Origin of the sequence: Streptomyces sp. P9-A4 (assembly GCF_036634195.1) — a bacterium.
GTDB lineage: Bacteria > Actinomycetota > Actinomycetes > Streptomycetales > Streptomycetaceae > Streptomyces.
The window spans coordinates 4754562-4769849 of record NZ_JAZIFY010000001.1 but is presented as its reverse complement, the minus strand read 5'-3'; the positions used below and the strand labels follow the sequence as shown (position 1 = coordinate 4769849).

General features: G+C 72.8%; 15 protein-coding genes. 9 read left to right on the top strand and 6 right to left on the bottom strand.

What is annotated here, in order from left to right; translation table 11 throughout:
- Positions 1 to 4 precede the first annotated feature (4 nt).
- The gene (locus V4Y03_RS21640; RefSeq protein WP_332435972.1) at positions 5 to 2311 is read left to right on the top strand and encodes a protein kinase domain-containing protein; all 2307 of its coding nucleotides are present in this window, start codon (positions 5 to 7) and stop codon (positions 2309 to 2311) included.
- A gap of 40 nt (positions 2312 to 2351) precedes the next feature.
- Here the strand turns inward: V4Y03_RS21640 and V4Y03_RS21635 are convergent, their stop codons facing one another.
- Together V4Y03_RS21635 and V4Y03_RS21630 are read right to left on the bottom strand one after the other, a co-directional pair.
- Positions 2352 to 3158: an ABC transporter permease gene (locus tag V4Y03_RS21635; RefSeq protein ID WP_317878659.1), complete on the bottom strand. Its 807-nt coding sequence runs from the start codon at positions 3156 to 3158 to the stop codon at positions 2352 to 2354.
- On the bottom strand, positions 3155 to 4198 hold the full coding sequence (locus V4Y03_RS21630; RefSeq protein WP_332435970.1) for an ATP-binding cassette domain-containing protein: 1044 nt from the start codon (positions 4196 to 4198) through the stop codon (positions 3155 to 3157). The genes V4Y03_RS21635 and V4Y03_RS21630 overlap by 4 nt, the downstream gene beginning before the upstream one ends.
- A 210-nt stretch (positions 4199 to 4408) precedes the next feature.
- Between V4Y03_RS21630 and V4Y03_RS21625 the strand changes: the two genes are divergently transcribed.
- A complete protein-coding gene (locus tag V4Y03_RS21625) occupies positions 4409 to 4984 on the top strand; it encodes a helix-turn-helix domain-containing protein (RefSeq protein WP_332435969.1) in 576 nt (191 codons plus the stop codon).
- A 209-nt stretch (positions 4985 to 5193) separates the two neighbouring features.
- Here the strand turns inward: V4Y03_RS21625 and ilvA are convergent, their stop codons facing one another.
- Positions 5194 to 6423, bottom strand: a complete 1230-nt coding sequence (gene ilvA / locus V4Y03_RS21620) for a threonine ammonia-lyase (RefSeq protein WP_332435967.1) — start codon at positions 6421 to 6423, stop codon at positions 5194 to 5196.
- A gap of 146 nt (positions 6424 to 6569) precedes the next feature.
- Here ilvA and V4Y03_RS21615 point away from each other — a divergent pair, with 146 nt between their 5' ends.
- Genes V4Y03_RS21615 through V4Y03_RS21600 form a run of 4 tightly spaced genes read left to right on the top strand, consistent with a single transcriptional unit; the run spans position 6570 to position 8148 of the window.
- Entirely contained in the window at positions 6570 to 7139 is a 570-nt protein-coding gene (locus V4Y03_RS21615; RefSeq protein WP_317878851.1) for a MarR family winged helix-turn-helix transcriptional regulator, read from the top strand.
- 31 nt (positions 7140 to 7170) lie between these two features.
- Complete coding sequence (locus V4Y03_RS21610; RefSeq protein WP_332435965.1) at positions 7171 to 7665, top strand: sigma factor-like helix-turn-helix DNA-binding protein; 495 nt, start codon at positions 7171 to 7173, stop codon at positions 7663 to 7665.
- A complete protein-coding gene (locus tag V4Y03_RS21605) occupies positions 7662 to 7913 on the top strand; it encodes a hypothetical protein (RefSeq protein WP_332435964.1) in 252 nt (83 codons plus the stop codon). Before V4Y03_RS21610 ends, V4Y03_RS21605 begins: the two co-directional genes overlap by 4 nt.
- Before the next feature lie 43 nt (positions 7914 to 7956).
- Positions 7957 to 8148, top strand: a complete 192-nt coding sequence (locus V4Y03_RS21600; RefSeq protein ID WP_317878555.1) for a DUF1059 domain-containing protein — start codon at positions 7957 to 7959, stop codon at positions 8146 to 8148.
- An 88-nt stretch (positions 8149 to 8236) separates the two neighbouring features.
- On the opposite strand, the gene V4Y03_RS21595 is transcribed toward V4Y03_RS21600, so the two are convergent.
- The gene (locus V4Y03_RS21595) at positions 8237 to 9391 is read right to left on the bottom strand and encodes a cystathionine gamma-synthase (protein WP_332435962.1); all 1155 of its coding nucleotides are present in this window, start codon (positions 9389 to 9391) and stop codon (positions 8237 to 8239) included.
- 72 nt (positions 9392 to 9463) lie between these two features.
- Here V4Y03_RS21595 and V4Y03_RS21590 point away from each other — a divergent pair, with 72 nt between their 5' ends.
- Positions 9464 to 10570 carry a hypothetical protein gene (locus tag V4Y03_RS21590; RefSeq protein ID WP_332435961.1) on the top strand — a complete coding sequence of 369 codons (1107 nt, stop codon included), beginning with the start codon at positions 9464 to 9466 and terminating at the stop codon, positions 10568 to 10570.
- 176 nt (positions 10571 to 10746) lie between these two features.
- Positions 10747 to 11412: a peptide-methionine (S)-S-oxide reductase MsrA gene (gene msrA / locus V4Y03_RS21585; RefSeq protein WP_317878552.1), complete on the top strand. Its 666-nt coding sequence runs from the start codon at positions 10747 to 10749 to the stop codon at positions 11410 to 11412.
- 309 nt (positions 11413 to 11721) lie between these two features.
- Here msrA and V4Y03_RS21580 read toward each other — a convergent pair whose 3' ends face one another.
- Positions 11722 to 12774, bottom strand: a complete 1053-nt coding sequence (locus tag V4Y03_RS21580; RefSeq protein ID WP_317877734.1) for an NAD(P)-dependent alcohol dehydrogenase — start codon at positions 12772 to 12774, stop codon at positions 11722 to 11724.
- A gap of 129 nt (positions 12775 to 12903) precedes the next feature.
- On the opposite strand from V4Y03_RS21580, the gene V4Y03_RS21575 reads away from it, so the two are divergent.
- Positions 12904 to 13776 carry a helix-turn-helix domain-containing protein gene (locus V4Y03_RS21575; protein WP_332435959.1) on the top strand — a complete coding sequence of 291 codons (873 nt, stop codon included), beginning with the start codon at positions 12904 to 12906 and terminating at the stop codon, positions 13774 to 13776.
- Between the two features lie 73 nt (positions 13777 to 13849).
- Here the strand turns inward: V4Y03_RS21575 and V4Y03_RS21570 are convergent, their stop codons facing one another.
- Positions 13850 to 15121, bottom strand: a complete 1272-nt coding sequence (locus V4Y03_RS21570; RefSeq protein ID WP_317877732.1) for a L,D-transpeptidase — start codon at positions 15119 to 15121, stop codon at positions 13850 to 13852.
- Positions 15122 to 15288: the final 167 nt, after the last annotated feature.

The following is a 15288-nucleotide window of genomic DNA, read 5'->3' as shown; positions in this document are numbered from 1 at the left end:
TTCGGTGCTGGAAGCTCTGCCCCCGGGGCAGCCCCCGACGCTCGTCGGCCCCTACCGGCTGCTCGCCCGGCTCGGCGCCGGCGGCATGGGCGAGGTGCACCTCGCCTGCCGGGCGGACACGCCGACGGCCGATCCGTACCGGATGGTCGCGGTGAAGACCGTACGGAGCGACCTGGAGGTCGACGGGGACTTCCGGACCCGGTTCCGGCGGGAGATCACGGCGGCGCGGACCGTGGACGGGCCGGGGGTGGCGCGGCTCGTGGACGCCGACGCGGACGCGCCCTCGCCATGGCTGGCGACCGAGTACGTGCCCGGTCCCTCGCTCGCGGAGGCGGTCGTACGGGCGGGGGCGCTGCCCGTCCCCGCCGTACGGGCCCTGGGGGCCGCCCTCGCCACCGCCCTGGCGGGGGTGCACGCGGTGAAGGTGCTGCACCGGGACCTCAAGCCGGCGAACGTCCTGCTCGGCCCGGCCGGGCCCCGGCTGATCGACTTCGGCATCGCGCAGGCCTTCGAGGCGACGGCCCTGACCTCGACCGGTCTGGTGGTGGGCTCCCCCGGCTTCATGTCGCCCGAGCACCTGGAGGGCAGCCGGGCGGTGGTGCCCGCCTCGGACGTGTTCTGTCTGGGCGCGGTCCTCGCGTTCGCGGCGAGCGGCCGGGGGCCCTTCCACGACGACGAGATGGCGGCGGTGGTCTACCGGATCATCCGGGCCGACGCCGACCTGGACGGGGTGCCGGAGGAGATACGGGCCGTCGTCGAGCACTGTCTGCGGCTCGACCCGGCCGGGCGGCCGACGGCGGCGGAGGTCGCGGCGCTGCTCGGTGACGGTGGCGATGATGGCGGTGGTGACGGTGGGGCCGCCGCGGAGGTCTTCCCCTGGCCCGGTGGCGTGCTTTCGCTGTGCGCCTCCTACGGGGAGGCGGCGCGCGAGGCCGGGGAGGCGGCGGCCTCCGGCGCGGGCGTCGCGGACCTGCCGACGCTCGGCCCGGTGGTGCCGTACTCCCCCACCGCGATGACCGGCCGGCCGGTGGTCCCGGCCGCCCCCGGCGAGCGCCGCCGCCCCTGGGGGGCGGTCGTGGCGGGCGCGGTGGCGGTGGCCGTCCTGGCGACGGCGGGCGTGGTGCTGCTGAACCGGACGGACGGGACGGGGGGCGCGTCGACCGGCGGGGCCGCCGGGCCGAGCGCGAGCGGCAGCCCCGGCGCGAGCGGCACCGGGGCTCCGGCGCCCGTCGCGCTGGACCGGGTCGTCCTGCCGTACGGCGGCCCGGGGCACACCGGCGACTTCAGCGGGTCCGCGACCGGCCGCTCGTCCCGGCCGGCCGACTGGGCGCCCTGGACGGCCGAGGTCGAGCCGGGCGTCAGCGCCTGCGCGCTCTCCCCGAAGGTCCTTGTCTGCCCCGGTAACGGCGGCGCGGTCACCGCCCTCGGCGCGGCGGACGGCAAGCAGCTGTGGAAGGTCCCCGGGCGCGGCGAGGGGCTGCGCAGCGGGCCGCAGTACCCGGCGGTCGTCGGCGACACCGCGTATGTGACGGGTCCGGACGGGGTCGTCGCGTACGGGCTCCGGGACGGCCGGGAGCTGGGCGGGATCCCGGGGCCCGGGGACGAGTGGGCCGTGAAGGGCACGGACCTCCTGGACGGGGTCCTCTACTCCACGTACGTCAACCAGCGCGACGAACGGACCGGGCTCGTCACCGCCGTCCGCCTCGACCGCCGGGAGGAGCTGTGGCGCTCCCCGCTGGACGGTCTTCCGGAGCAGCCGGTCGCGGCGGGCGGCCGGGTGCTGGTCACGGTGGGACACCTCCCGCTGTCGCTGGACGCCCGGACCGGGAAGGCCGTGGCGCGCGGCACGGAGGACTGCGGCGGCCTCACCGTCCACGAGAAGAGCGGCAGCGTGCTCTGCTCCGGACGGCAGGACGGCACGATCGGCGTGCTCGACGCCGGGACGCTCCGGCTGCGGCGCACCCTGGGCGGTACGGTCTCGGCCGAACCGGCGGTGAACGCCGACGGTCTCGTCGCCGTCGTCGACGGGGACACCGAGGTCGTCGCGTACGACCTGGGGAGCGGCCGGGAGCGGTGGCGGCGGCAGACGAGGGCCGGGGACCGCGTCTATCTGGTGGGCGACCGGGTGGTGACCACGGGCCGGGACACGGTGGAGTCCCATCCGGTCTCCGGCTCCGGCGACTCGCAGGACTACCGGATCAATCTGCCCGACGACTTCGATCAGGAGGTGTCCGGGAACATGCTGGCCGCCGGAGGGGTGGTCTACCTCTCCCTCCCCGACGGCCTGGTGTCCTCCGCGTACCTGCCGTGATCGTTCCGGCCGTTCTCCGGGTGGCCGCCGCGGCCGGCCGTCATCCCGCCGCGTTGCGGTACTTGCGGACGGACAGGGTGCGGAAGACGGCGACGATCAGGATCGAGTAGATCAGCGACGCCCACACCGGGTTCTGCATGGGCCAGGCGTCGGAGGGTGACAGGCCCGGGTCGCCGAAGAGTTTTCGGCACGCCTGCACGGTCGCGCTGAACGGGTTCCACTCCGCGATGGGCTGGAGCCAGCCGGGCAGGTTGCTGGAGTCCACGAACGCGTTCGAGATGAAGGTGACCGGGAAGAGCCAGATCAGTCCGCCCGAGGTCGCCGCCTCCGGGGTGCGGACCGAGAGGCCGATCAGGGCGCCGATCCAGGTGAAGGCGTAGCCGAGGAGCAGCAGCAGGGCGAACCCGGCGAGGATCTTCGCGAAGTTGGTCGGTGCCGCGTACCCGGGGCGCCAGCCGATGATCAGCCCGACGATCGCGAGGACCAGCAGGGTCAGCGCGGTCTGGACGAGGTCGGCCAGGGTGCGGCCGGTGAGGACCGCGCCCCGGGCCATGGGCAGCGACCGGAAGCGGTCGATGAGGCCCTTGTGCATGTCGTCGGCGATGCCCGCGCCCGCGCCGGCCGTGGCGAAGGTGACCGTCTGGGCGAAGATGCCCGCCATCAGGAAGTTCTTGTAGACGTCCGGGTCGGTGCTGCCGCCGATCTGCATGGAGCCGCCGAAGACGTACGTGAAGAGGATCACGAACATCACCGGCTGGATCAGCCCGAAGAGGATCATCTCGGGGATCCGGGTCATGCGGATCAGGTTCCGCTTGGCGATGACCAGGGAGTCGCTGGTGTTGCTCACGCCGCCGTCTCCTTCTCCTCCGCGCGCTTACGGCCCCGGCCGTCCGGCCCCGCCGGGCCGCCGCCGTCGCCGTTCTCCTCGGCCAGCTCGGCCGCGTGGCCGGTGAGGGAGATGAACACGTCGTCGAGGGTCGGGCGGCGCAGTCCGATGTCGTCGATCTCGACGCCGAGGCCGTCCAGGTCCCGGATGACCTCGGCGAGCAGCTTGGCGCCGCCGGCGACGGGGACGGTGAGCCTGCGGGTGTGCTCCTCCACGGAGACCTCGCCGTGGCCGATGCCCGCGATGCCGTAGCGGGCGAGGACGTCCTTGGCGTCGGGGATCATCCCCGGCTCCTGGACGACGACCTCGACGCGCTCGCCGCCCGTCTGGGCCTTGAGCTGGTCGGAGGTGCCGCGCGCGATGACCTTGCCGTGGTCGACGACGCAGATGTCGTGGGCGAGGTGGTCGGCCTCCTCCAGGTACTGGGTGGTGAGGAGCAGCGTCGTACCGCCCGCGACGAGTTCCTTCATGACCTCCCACAGGGCCTGCCTGTTCCGGGGGTCGAGGCCGGTGGTCGGTTCGTCCATGAACATGACCGGCGGGGAGACGACCAGGGCGGCCGCGAGGTCCAGCCGCCGGCGCATGCCGCCCGAGTACGTCTTCGCCGGGCGGTCGGCGGCGTCGGCGAGGCCGAAGCGGTCGAGCAGTTCGCCGGCCCGCTCCTTCGCCGCCTTCGCCTTCATCTGGTAGAGCCGGGCGACCATCTGGAGGTTCTCGCGGCCGGTGAGGTACTCGTCGACGGCCGCGAACTGGCCGGAGAGCCCGATCGCGCGGCGCACCCGGTCGGGGTGTTCGAGCACGTCGATCCCGGCGACGAGGGCCCGGCCGCTGTCCGGCAGGAGGAGGGTCGTCAGGACCCGCACGGCGGTGGTCTTCCCGGCGCCGTTCGGACCGAGCAGGCCCAGGACGGTGCCCTCGGGTACGTCGAGGTCCACTCCGTCCAGGGCTCGTACGTCGCCGAAGGTCTTCACCAGCCCCTCGGCGTAGATCGCGCCTGGCATGTCGATTCCCCCAGGGAGATTCGGGCGTTTTCCACCGATCGTAGGCATATCGAACGGCTTCCGCACAGTGGATTTGTGATCCACGCCACATGATCATGGTGGTGGCGGGGGCGGCGCGGGACGCCGTTGGCGGGCTGTTGGAGGGCTGTTGGATCAGCGGGGGAAGCTGGGGTCCTGACACGGAGTACGACGGAATCGGGGGAACCGTAGATGACGGTCGGAACGCACCGCACGAGTGACACCGGCTGCATGGGAATCAACGGCCGGACGGACGGGACGGAGGCCATGACGGAGGGACGGACGCGGGGTGCGGAGGAGAGATCCGGCGGGTGCGCCGGCTGCGAGGGCTGCGAGGCGACGCCGTGGGCGGAGCTCGCCGCCGAGATGCGCCGGATCAAGAGCACCGCGGAGCTGAGCTACGGGCAGCTCGCGCAGCGCACCCACTACAGCCGCTCCTCCTGGGAGCGGTTCCTGAACCAGAAGCAGCTGCCGACCCGGATCGCGGTCGAGCAGTTCGCGGCGGCCTCGGGGCAGGACCCCCGGCCGCTGCTGATCCGCCTGGAACGCTCCCTCGCCCATGAGACGGCCGCGCGCACGGGGGTCGCGCGGACGGAGGCGCCGCTGGTCGGCGCGGCGGCGGGCACGCGCTCGGGCGGGGGGCCGGGAGGCGACCGGCCCGAGCACGTCCCGCCGCTCCAGCCCCTCGGCCTGGTCGTGGTGGGGGCGCTGGTCGGCGGGCTGGCGACGCTGCTCGCACGCGCGAACAGGGCGCGTCGGCTGGGGTGAGGGGGGCGGGGGCCGGGTCTCCGGGGGCGCCTGGCGGGTCTCCGGGGGCCACGGGGGACGCCCGGCGGGATTCCGGGGCCACGGAGCGCGGGTCCTGTCGGGTTTCCGGGTCTACGGGGGACGCCCGGCGGGATTCCGGGCCACGGGGCGAGTCCTGTCGGGATTCCGGGGCTACGGGGGTGCCCTGCGGGATTTCCCGCGGGCGCCCCTCAGTCCAGGATCTTGTAGCCCGCGTCCCGCAGCGCCTCCTCCACCTCCCGGCAGTGCTCCGGGCCCTTCGTCTCCAGGTGCAGTTCGACCTCCGCCTCCGTCAGGCCGAGCCGGGGATCGGTCCGCACATGGCTCACGTCCAGGACGTTCGCGTCGACGACGGTGAGCACCGTGAGCAGCATCGCGAGGGCCCCCGGCCGGTCCGTCACCCGCAGCCGCAGGCTCAGATAGCGGCCCGCGGCGGACATGCCGTGCCGCAGGATGCGCTGGAGCAGCAGCGGGTCGACGTTTCCGCCGGAGAGGACCGCCACCACCGGCCCCCGGAAGGCCTTGGGGTCGCCGAGGATGGCCGCCACCGGGCTGGCGCCCGCCGGTTCGACGACGAGCTTGGCCCGTTCGAGGCAGAGCAGCAGCGCGGAGGAGAGCTGGTCCTCGGTGACCGTACGGACCTCGTCGACGTACTCCCGGACCAACGCGAACGGCACGTCGCCCGGCCGCCCCACCTTGATGCCGTCCGCCATCGTCACCGGCGACTCGACCACCACCGGGTGCCCGGCGGCCAGCGAGGGCGGGTAGGCCGCCGCGCCCTCCGCCTGCACCCCGACCACCCGCACGTCCGGGCGCACCGACTTCACCGCGAGGCCGATGCCGGCCGCGAGCCCGCCCCCGCCGACGCCCACGAGGATCGTCCGGACCTCCGGGCACTGCTCCAGGATCTCCAGTCCCACCGTGCCCTGCCCCACGATGACGTCGGGGTGGTCGAAGGGGTGGATGAAGACGGCGCCGGTCTCCCGCGCGTACTGCTCCGCCGCCGCGAGCGTCTCGTCCACGACATGGCCGTGCATCCGGACCTCGGCGCCGTACTCCCGGGTCGCCGCGACCTTCGGGAGCGGGGCGCCGACCGGCATGAAGACGGTGGCGTGCACCCCGAGCAGCTTCGAGGCGAGCGCGACGCCCTGCGCGTGGTTGCCGGCCGAGGCGGCGACGACGCCCGCCGCCCGCTCCTCGGGCCGCAGGCCGGCGATCCGGACGTACGCCCCGCGCAGTTTGAAGGAACCGGTCCGCTGGAGGTTCTCGCACTTGAGCTGTACGGGCGCCCCCACCAGCGAGGACAGATGGCGGCTGCCCTCCATGGCCGTCACCCGGGCCACCCCGGACAGCATCTTCTGCGCCCCCCGCACGTCATCGAGCATCAGGCGGTGCAAGGGGTCTGGCCCACGGAAGCTCATGACAGCAAGTCTCGCAGCTCACGGCCCTGATGGCCGCCCGGCGGGCGGGGGCCGCGGCGGGTTTGCGCAGCCCCGGTACGGACCTCCCCGGGGCCGCGTACTCTGTCCCCCACCAACCGGCCCCCGCACGAGAGAGACCCACAGCCATGCCCACATCTCAGGACATGACGACTGCGCTCGACCCCGGTCTCCTCGATGCCCTCCAGCACCAGGTGGCCGTCTTCGCCCGGCGGGCCGAGCAGACCCGCCTCGGCGGGACCGGCCAGCTCCGCAACTCGATGGACCGCGCCGCCTATCTCCTCCTCAACCGGCTCGACCAGGAAGGCCCGATGGGCGTCAAGGCGCTCGCGGCGGGGATGGGAATCGACTCGTCGACCGTCACCCGGCAGGTCGCCCCGCTCGTCGACACCGGCCTGGTGAAGCGGACTTCGCACCCGGAGGACGGGCGGGCGGTCGTCCTCCAGCTGTCGCAGCGCGGTCTCGCACGGCTCGAGGAGGTGCGCTCCTCGCGCCGCCAACTGATGGTGGAGGTCACCGAGGGCTGGACGCCGGACGAGCGGGAGTCGTTCTGCACGCTGCTCACACGCTTCAACACCGCACTGTCCGCGAGGCAGTCGGGTCAGGCGGCGGGAACGGGGAGCGGATCGGCCGCGGGGTCCGTGCCCGGCGCCGACGCCGGGAAGGTCTCCGGGAGCGAGTCCGCGCCGACCTCTTGACCCCGCCCTCGCGCTGCCCTCAGATGAGGAGGTGCGAGAGCGTCGGAGCAGCGCCAGAGAGGCCGAACGCGCCTACCGCACCCGGGAGTTCGACTCGTTCGTGGCCGGGGCGGCGGGTCGGCTGCTGCACGCCGCGACCCTGCTGACCGCCGAGACCCGCTCCCACAACCCGTATGCCCAGGCCCTGTTGACGGCCTCGCTGGCGCATACCTACGCGGTGTGGGGCCGGTTGCGCGGCGAGGACCCGTACGAGCTGACACGGTCCGATCTCGCCGCCCGTTTCGCGCGCACCGCGTGGCGGCACCACGGCGGCCGGGGCGTGCTCGCCGCGCTGCACCCGAGGGAACGGCTCGTCGTCGTCCTCCGGCTGTACGAGGGGGTCGCCGAGGAGCAGCTCGCGGCACTGCTCGGGCTGCCCGAGGCCCGCGTGCGCGCCGTCTGCGCCCGCGCGGTCGCCGCGCTCGGGGCGGCGGCCCGGCGGGAAGCCGCCCGGCCGGTGCCGGTACGGCGGGAGCCTGCCGCGTGAGCCGGTACGAGGACCGGGAGGACGCCGTCCGGCGGCTCCTCGACACCCCGCACCCGCCGGTGCCGGGCGGCCTCGGGCGCCGGGCGGCCGAGCGGGGGTCCCGGCGGCTGCGGCTGGCCGGGAAGGCGCGCCGGGCGCTGTGGGCCCTGGGGGTGCTCGCCGTGTTCGCGTTCGTGGTGTGGGCGTCGGCGGTCCGGCCGTGGGAGGTCCCGCCCGCGGCGACGACTCCGCCGCTCGAAGGCTGGTGAGCACGGGCTTAACCTGGGAGGAGCAGAGGGTCAGGAGGTCGACATGACCAGGAAAGCAACCGACTGCCGCGACACCCCCAGCGTGTCGAACTGCTCGCTCTACATCTCGGGCGAGGAGGAGGAAGTGATCCGGGCGGCCGCCGAGCACATGGTCTCCGTCCATGAGCACCAGGACAGCCCCGCGATGCGGGAGGAGATCCGCGCCAGCCTGAAGGAACCGGTGGCGGGCTCCTGACGGGTGCGGGACGCACCTTCGCGAGGCGGCGCCGTACGCCCCGGACGCCGGACGCCCCGGTGGGGACGCCCGGCGGTCACCGTGGGGACTAGCCCAGCGCCTGGCGCAGGTCCGCGAGCAGGTCGTCGACGTTCTCGATGCCCACCGAGAGGCGGACGAGGTCGGCGGGGACCTCCAGGGCGGAGCCCGCGACGCTCGCGTGGGTCATCCGGCCCGGGTGCTCGATGAGGGACTCCACGCCGCCGAGGGACTCGCCGAGCGTGAACAGCCGCGCGCGGTCGCAGACCGCGACGGCCGCCTCTTCGCCGCCCTCCACGCGGAAGGAGATCATGCCGCCGAAGGAACGCATCTGCTTGGCCGCGATCTCGTGGCCCGGGTGCTCGGGGAGCCCCGGGTAGAGGACCTGGGTGACCTTCGGGTGCTGGGTCAGCATCTCGACGATCTTCCCGGCGTTCTCGCTGTGCCGGTCCATGCGGACCGCGAGGGTCTTGATGCCGCGCAGCACGATCCACGAGTCGAACGGACCGGCGACCGCGCCCATCGCGTTCTGGTGGTACGCCAGTTCCTCGCCGAGCGCCTCGTCGGCGGTGACGAGCGCGCCGCCGACGACGTCGGAGTGGCCGCCCATGTACTTGGTGAGCGAGTGCACGACGACGTCCGCGCCGAGCGCCAGCGGCTGCTGGAGGTACGGCGAGGCGAAGGTGTTGTCGACGACGAGCTTCACGCCGGCCTGCCGGGCGACGCCCGCGACGGCCTCGATGTCGGTGATGCCGAGGAGGGGGTTCGAGGGGGTCTCGACCCAGATCAGCTTCGTACGGTCGTTGACGGCCGCCCGCACCGCGTCGACGTCGGAGGTGTCCGCCACCGAGAAGTCGACGCCCCAGCGCTGCACGACCTTGGCGAACAGCCGGAACGTGCCGCCGTAGGCGTCGTTCGGGATGACCACGTGGTCGCCCGGCGCGAGGAGGGTGCGCAGCAGGCAGTCCTCGGCGGCCAGTCCGGAGGCGAAGGCGAGACCGCGCCGGCCGCCCTCCAGGGCCGCCAGGTTCTCCTCGAGCGCGGTACGGGTGGGGTTGGCGCTGCGGCTGTACTCGTAACCGCCGCGCAGCCCGCCCACGCCGTCCTGCTTGTAGGTGGACACCTGGTAGATGGGCGGGACGACCGCGCCGGTCAGCGGGTCGGCGGTGTTGCCCGCGTGGATCGCGCGGGTCTCGAAGCTCTGATGGGAGTGCTGGTCGCTCATGGGTCAGGAGCGTAGTCCCGAGCGGAGCCCGCCGCCGCGATCGTCTCATCGGGTGTCCTGGACAATGGACACATGGAGATTCTCTGGTTCCTGATCGCCCTTGGCCTGCTGTTCGGTGTCCTCGGGCCCTACGTGCTGCGCCGCCGCGCCGGCGGGATCCGTCAGGTCGCGCCGGGCACCCCGGACGCGGCGGACCCGGACGCGTACGGATTCGCGCGTCAGGAGGAGCTGGACGTGCGGCTTCCGGGTGCGGACGACGAGCTTCTGCACGTGCTCGACGTCGTCCAGGCCACCCAGGACTGGCGGGCGGCCTCGCGGCTGCTCGACGCCACCGACAAGGACGGCGAGGTTCGCTGGCAGCGCGTCCAGGCCTTCGCGGGCGCCGCGTCGCTGGAGCTCCAGCGGCGGCCGGGCGTCGGCGGGGCGTGGCTGCGGACCTGGCGGGCGGAGGCCCCGAAGGACGCGGGCGGCGCGGCCGTGCACGCCGAGTTCCTGGTGCAGCAGGCGTGGCGGTCGTCGGCGGCCGGTACGGACGACTTCCGGATCATCCTGGAGGAGGGGCTGAAGGTCTCCGAGGAGGCGGCGCTGCTCGCCCCGGGCGACCCCGTCCCCTACATCACTCAGCTGGCCGTGGCACGCGGTCTGGGCTACGGCCACGAGCAGTTCGACCAGGTGTGGGCGAAGGTCATCGACCGGGCGCCGCAGCACATGGGGGCGCATCTGGCGGCCCTGCACTACTGGTGCGAGAAGTGGCACGGTTCGCGCGAGGAGGCCGACCACTTCGCGACGACGGCCGCGGCGCGCGCGCCCCGGGGTTCGCTGCTCGCGGCGCTGCCGCTGTTCGCGGTGTACGAGCACGTGCCGGACGTGGTGCTCGTGCAGGACTTCTTCCGTACGGCCGTGGTGTCGAAGGCGATGGACGGCGCGCTGTACGCGGTGCACTCGGCCCGGCCCGACGACCCGATGCTGGCGCACGTCCGCCATCTGCTCGTCTGGTTCCTGGTGCGCGCGCAGCGCTGGTCGGAGGCCATGCACCAGCTGGTGCGGGTCGACGGGCACGTGGGCGCGGTGCCGTGGACGCTGAGCGCGGACCCGGCGGCGGAGTACACGGTGTGCCGGAACCTGGCGGTGGCGGGCTACGAGGCGAACGGCGGCAGCCCGGCGACCCTGCCGCGCTGAGGGCGGCGCTCGCGGGAGCCTCGTCGAGGACCGGGACCGCGCAAGGACCGGGACCGGGACCGGAGCCAGGCCGGACCGGGAGCGCGTCAGTACCGGGACCGCGCGAGGGCCGGAGGGGAATCCCTTCCGGCCCCGCCTTGTTGTGACCACTGCCGACCGTCGAGGAGAGATGCAGCATGTTCCTGTCCCGCACCCCCGTCCTCCCCACCCCCGAGCAGGCCCTGCGCGGGCGCGCCGAGCCGGAGTTCGCCGTTCCCGAGCGCCACACCGTCCTCGGCAACCCGCTCGTCGGCCCGTACCCGGAGGGCCTGGAGGTCGCCGACTTCGCCCTCGGCTGTTTCTGGGGCGCCGAGCGCAAGTTCTGGCAGACCGACGGCGTCTGGACGACCCTCGTCGGCTACCAGGGCGGCCTGACGCCGAACCCGGCGTACGAGGAGGTCTGCTCGGGCCTGACCGGCCACACCGAGGCCGTCCGGGTCGTGTTCGACCCGTCGAAGGTCTCGTACGAGAGCCTCCTGAAGCTGTTCTGGGAGTCGCACGACCCGACGCAGGGCTTCCGCCAGGGCAACGACGTGGGCACCCAGTACCGCTCCGCGATCCACACCCACACGCCCGCCCAGGCCGCGGCGGCCGAGTCCTCCCGCGAGGCCTACCAGCGGGTCCTGGCGGGTTCGGGCTACGGCACGATCACCACCGAGCTGCTGCCGGCCGACGACACCCGCCCCTTCTACCCGGCGGAGCCGTACCACCAGCAGTACCTGGACAAGAACCCGGCGGGTTACTGCGGCATCGGCGGCACGGGCGTCTCGTGCCCGATCGGTGTCGCCAGGGCCGACGGCTGACCGCAGGCCTCCCCGCGTGAGCTGCCCTCGTCCCCGACGACCGGGCGCGGGAGCTCGCGGAGCTGCACGGCCGTCTCGACGCCTGCGGCACGGCGTACCTCACCGCCCTCGGGCGGCCGGACGATCCGGTACGGGAGGAGCTGGCCGGCACCCTCGCGGGCATCGGCCGCCGGCTGACCCCGGGGTACGGCGCACCGCTGGACCTTCCCCTGCCGCGGTGGCTGCGTTTCGCGGAGCTTCTCGCCTACGCGGCCTCCGCTCACGCGGCGCCGGCCGCCGTCGGGCCGTAGCCCCCGGGGACACCGGCCGTCAGATCGTCGACGTGTCGATCACGAAGCGGTAGCGGACGTCGCTCGTGATGACGCGCTCGTACGCCTCGTTGATCTGGTCGGCGCGGATCAGCTCGATCTCGGCGCCCAGCCCGTGGGTGGCGCAGAAGTCGAGCATCTCCTGCGTCTCCGCGATGCCGCCGATCATCGAGCCCGCGAGGGTCTTGCGGCCTCCGATGAGGGAGAAGAGGCCGATCTTGACGGGCTCCTCGGGGGCGCCCACGTTCACCAGGGCGCCGTCCGTCTTCACCAGGCTCAGGTAGGCGTCGAAGTCCAGCGGCGCCGAGACCGTGGAGATCACCAGGTCGAAGGTGCCGGCGAGCTTCTTGAAGGTCTCCGGGTCGCCGGTCGCGTGGAAGTGGTCGGCGCCCAGCTTCAGGCCGTCCTCCTGCTTGCGGAGCGACTGGCTGAGCACGGTCACCTCGGCGCCCAGCGCGTGGGCGATCTTGACGCCCATGTGGCCGAGGCCGCCGAGGCCGACGATCGCGACCTTCTTGCCGGGGCCGGCCTGCCAGTGGGCGAGCGGCGAGTAGAGGGTCACGCCGGCGCAGAGCAGCGGGGCGGCCTCGTCGAGGCCGATGCCCTCGGGGATGCGCAGGGTGTAGTTCTCGTCGACGACGATGTGGGTGGAGTAGCCGCCGTAGGTGGGCTCGCCGTTCTTGTCGAGGGCGTTGTACGTGCTGGTGCCGCCCTGTGTGCAGTACTGCTCCAGGCCCTGCGCGCAGTGGTCGCACGCGCGGCATGAGTCGACGAAGCAGCCGACGCCGACCCGGTCGCCGACCTTGAACTTCGTGACGCCGGGGCCGGCCTCGGCGACGATTCCGGCGATCTCGTGGCCGGGGACCATCGGGAAGATGCCCTTGCCCCAGCCGTCGCGGGCCTGGTGGATGTCGGAGTGGCAGATGCCGGCGTACTTGATGTCGATGAGGACGTCGTGCTCGCCGACGGCCCGGCGCGGCACGGTGGTGCGCTCCAGCGGGGCGTTGGCGGCGGGTGCGGCGTAGGCGGGGACGGTGGTCACGTTCGTGGTCATGGATACGAGCCTGCCGGATCGTTCCTTCACCGCCCAGCCCCCTGCTCTGCCTACGACCACCGTGCCTACCACTGGCAGGGACAGGAACACCCGTCCGTCCGGCCCGGCGGCCTGGGATAATCGGGACGCATGGATCTCAGTGCCGAACTCAGCGAATTCCTGCGCTCGCGCCGGGCCCGGCTGAAGCCGGAGGACGTGGGGCTGCCGGAGCTCGGGCGCCACCGGCGGGTGCCGGGGCTGCGCCGCGAGGAGCTGGCGCAGCTGGCCGGGGTGTCGGTGGCGTACTACACCCGGCTCGAACAGGGCAACGGGCGGAACGTGTCCATGGAGGTGCTCGACTCCATCGCGCGGGCGCTGCGGCTGAACGACAGCGAGCGGGCGCATCTGACCCACCTGGCCAAGCCGACGGCGAAGAAGCGGCAGCACCGGGCGGCCATCGTCCGCCCCCAGCAGGTGCGGCCCGGTCTCCAGCACCTGCTGGACTCGATGGACGGCGTCCCCGCGCTCCTCGTCGGCCGGCGCATGGACCTGCTGGCCTGGAACCGGATGGCGCGGGCGCTGATGGGTGACTTCACGGCGATGGAGCCGGAGGAGCGCAACATGGCCCGGCTGGTCTTCCTCGGGGCGAACGCGCGCGATCTGTACGTGGAGTGGGAGTGCAAGGCCACCGAGGTGGTGAGCATGCTGCGGATGTACGCGGGCTGCTACCCCGACGATCCCGCGCTGCTGGCGCTGGTCGGCGAACTGTCGGTGAAGAGCGAGGAGTTCCGGTCGCTGTGGGCGGCGCACACCGTCGCGGACAAGGGGCACGGGACGAAGCGGCTGCGGCATCCGCTGGTGGGCGAGATGACGCTGTCGTACGAGAGCATGAAGGTGGCGGGCGGTGACCCGGACCTGGTGCTGGTGACATACCAGGCGGAGCCGGGGACGGCCTCGGCGGACGCGCTGCGGCTGCTGGCGCAGTGGGGTGTGGACGAGGCGGCGGCGGACGTACGGAAGTAGGTGGCGGGTACGGGAACGGCCCCCTCCCTGTGCGGGAGGGGGCCGTTCGTCGTCTGCGGGGTCCCGCGGCGGCTCAGGCCTCCGAGCCGGCCTTCCAGTCCGCCCAGCTCAGGTTCCAGCCGTTGAGGCCGTTGTCCGGGGCGATCGTCTTGTCCTTGGAGTTCTTGACGATCACGACGTCACCGACGATCGAGTGGTCGTAGAGCCAGGCGGCCGACTGGTTCGGGTCGCCGGCGCCCTTGACGTCGTTGAGGCCCACACAGCCGTGGCTGGTGTTGGAGGAGCCGAAGATCGAGTCCGGGCCCCAGTAGTTGCCGTGGATGAACGTGCCCGACGTGGACAGGCGCATGGCGTGCGGCACGTCCTTGATGTCGTACTCGCCCTTGCCGTCGGAGTCGGTGAAGCCGACGGTCGCGCCGTTCATCCGGGTCTCCTTGAACTTCTCGGAGATCACCATCTGACCGTTGTAGGTCGGGTTGTCCGGGGAGCCGGCGGAGATCGGGATGCTCTTGATCGTCTTGCCGTCCTGGGTGACCGTCATGGTCCTGGTGGCGACGTCGACGGTGGAGACCTGGTTGCGGCCGATCTTGAAGGTGACGGTCTTCTGCTGGACGCCGAAGACACCGTCGGCGCCCTCGACGCCGTCGAGGTCGAGCTTGAGGGTGACGGTCGAGCCCTCGGTCCAGTACTTGTCGGGGCGGAAGTCGATGCGCTGGGAGTTGAACCAGTGCCCGACGACCTCCTGGCCGGAGCTGGAGGAGACCGTGATGCCGCCCTGGACGGCCTTCTTGTCGGTGATCGCCTTGTTGAAGTTGATCGAGACCGGCATGCCGACGCCGACGGTCGAGCCGTCCTCGGGCGTGAAGTTGCCGATGAAGCTGTTGGCCTTGGAGACGGTGGTGAACGAGGAGTTCTCGTGGGCCTCCAGGCCGGTCGCGTCCGTGGCGGTCGCGGCGATCTTGTAGACCGTGGCGCGCTTCAGCGCACCGTCCGGCTTCCAGCTGAGGCCGTCGGCCGCTATCTCACCCTTGACGGCCTCGCCCTCGGCCGTGGTCATGACGACCTCGGTGAGCTTGCCCTCGGCGACGGTGACCTTGGCGTCGTTGTTGATCGAGGCGTTCTGCGTGCCGCTCTTCGGCGAGATGGTGATCTGCGCCTTGGAGGTCTTCTGCGCCGCCGCCTCGTCGACCTGGGCCTGTGAGTTCGGCGTCGCGGAGCCGGTGGCACCCGCGCCCTTGTCCCCGTCGTTGCACGCCGAGAGCACCAGCACGCCGCCGAGCACGGCGGCCGCGGCGGCCAGGCTCCTGCGGCGGCGCTTGCCGTCCGTCATCACACGCTTCTCCATCGTCGCCGGTTCCCTGCCAACTTCTTCTGGGAACGCCATGACACCCCGTCCGGTTCCGGAAGCGGAGCGTTTGTGGGGAACACCACTGATCGACACGCTCGTACGGTCCGTCCGGTTCCACCGGCCCGGCGCTTCGTCCCGGCGGGGCCGCCTGCGCCGTCGCGCAC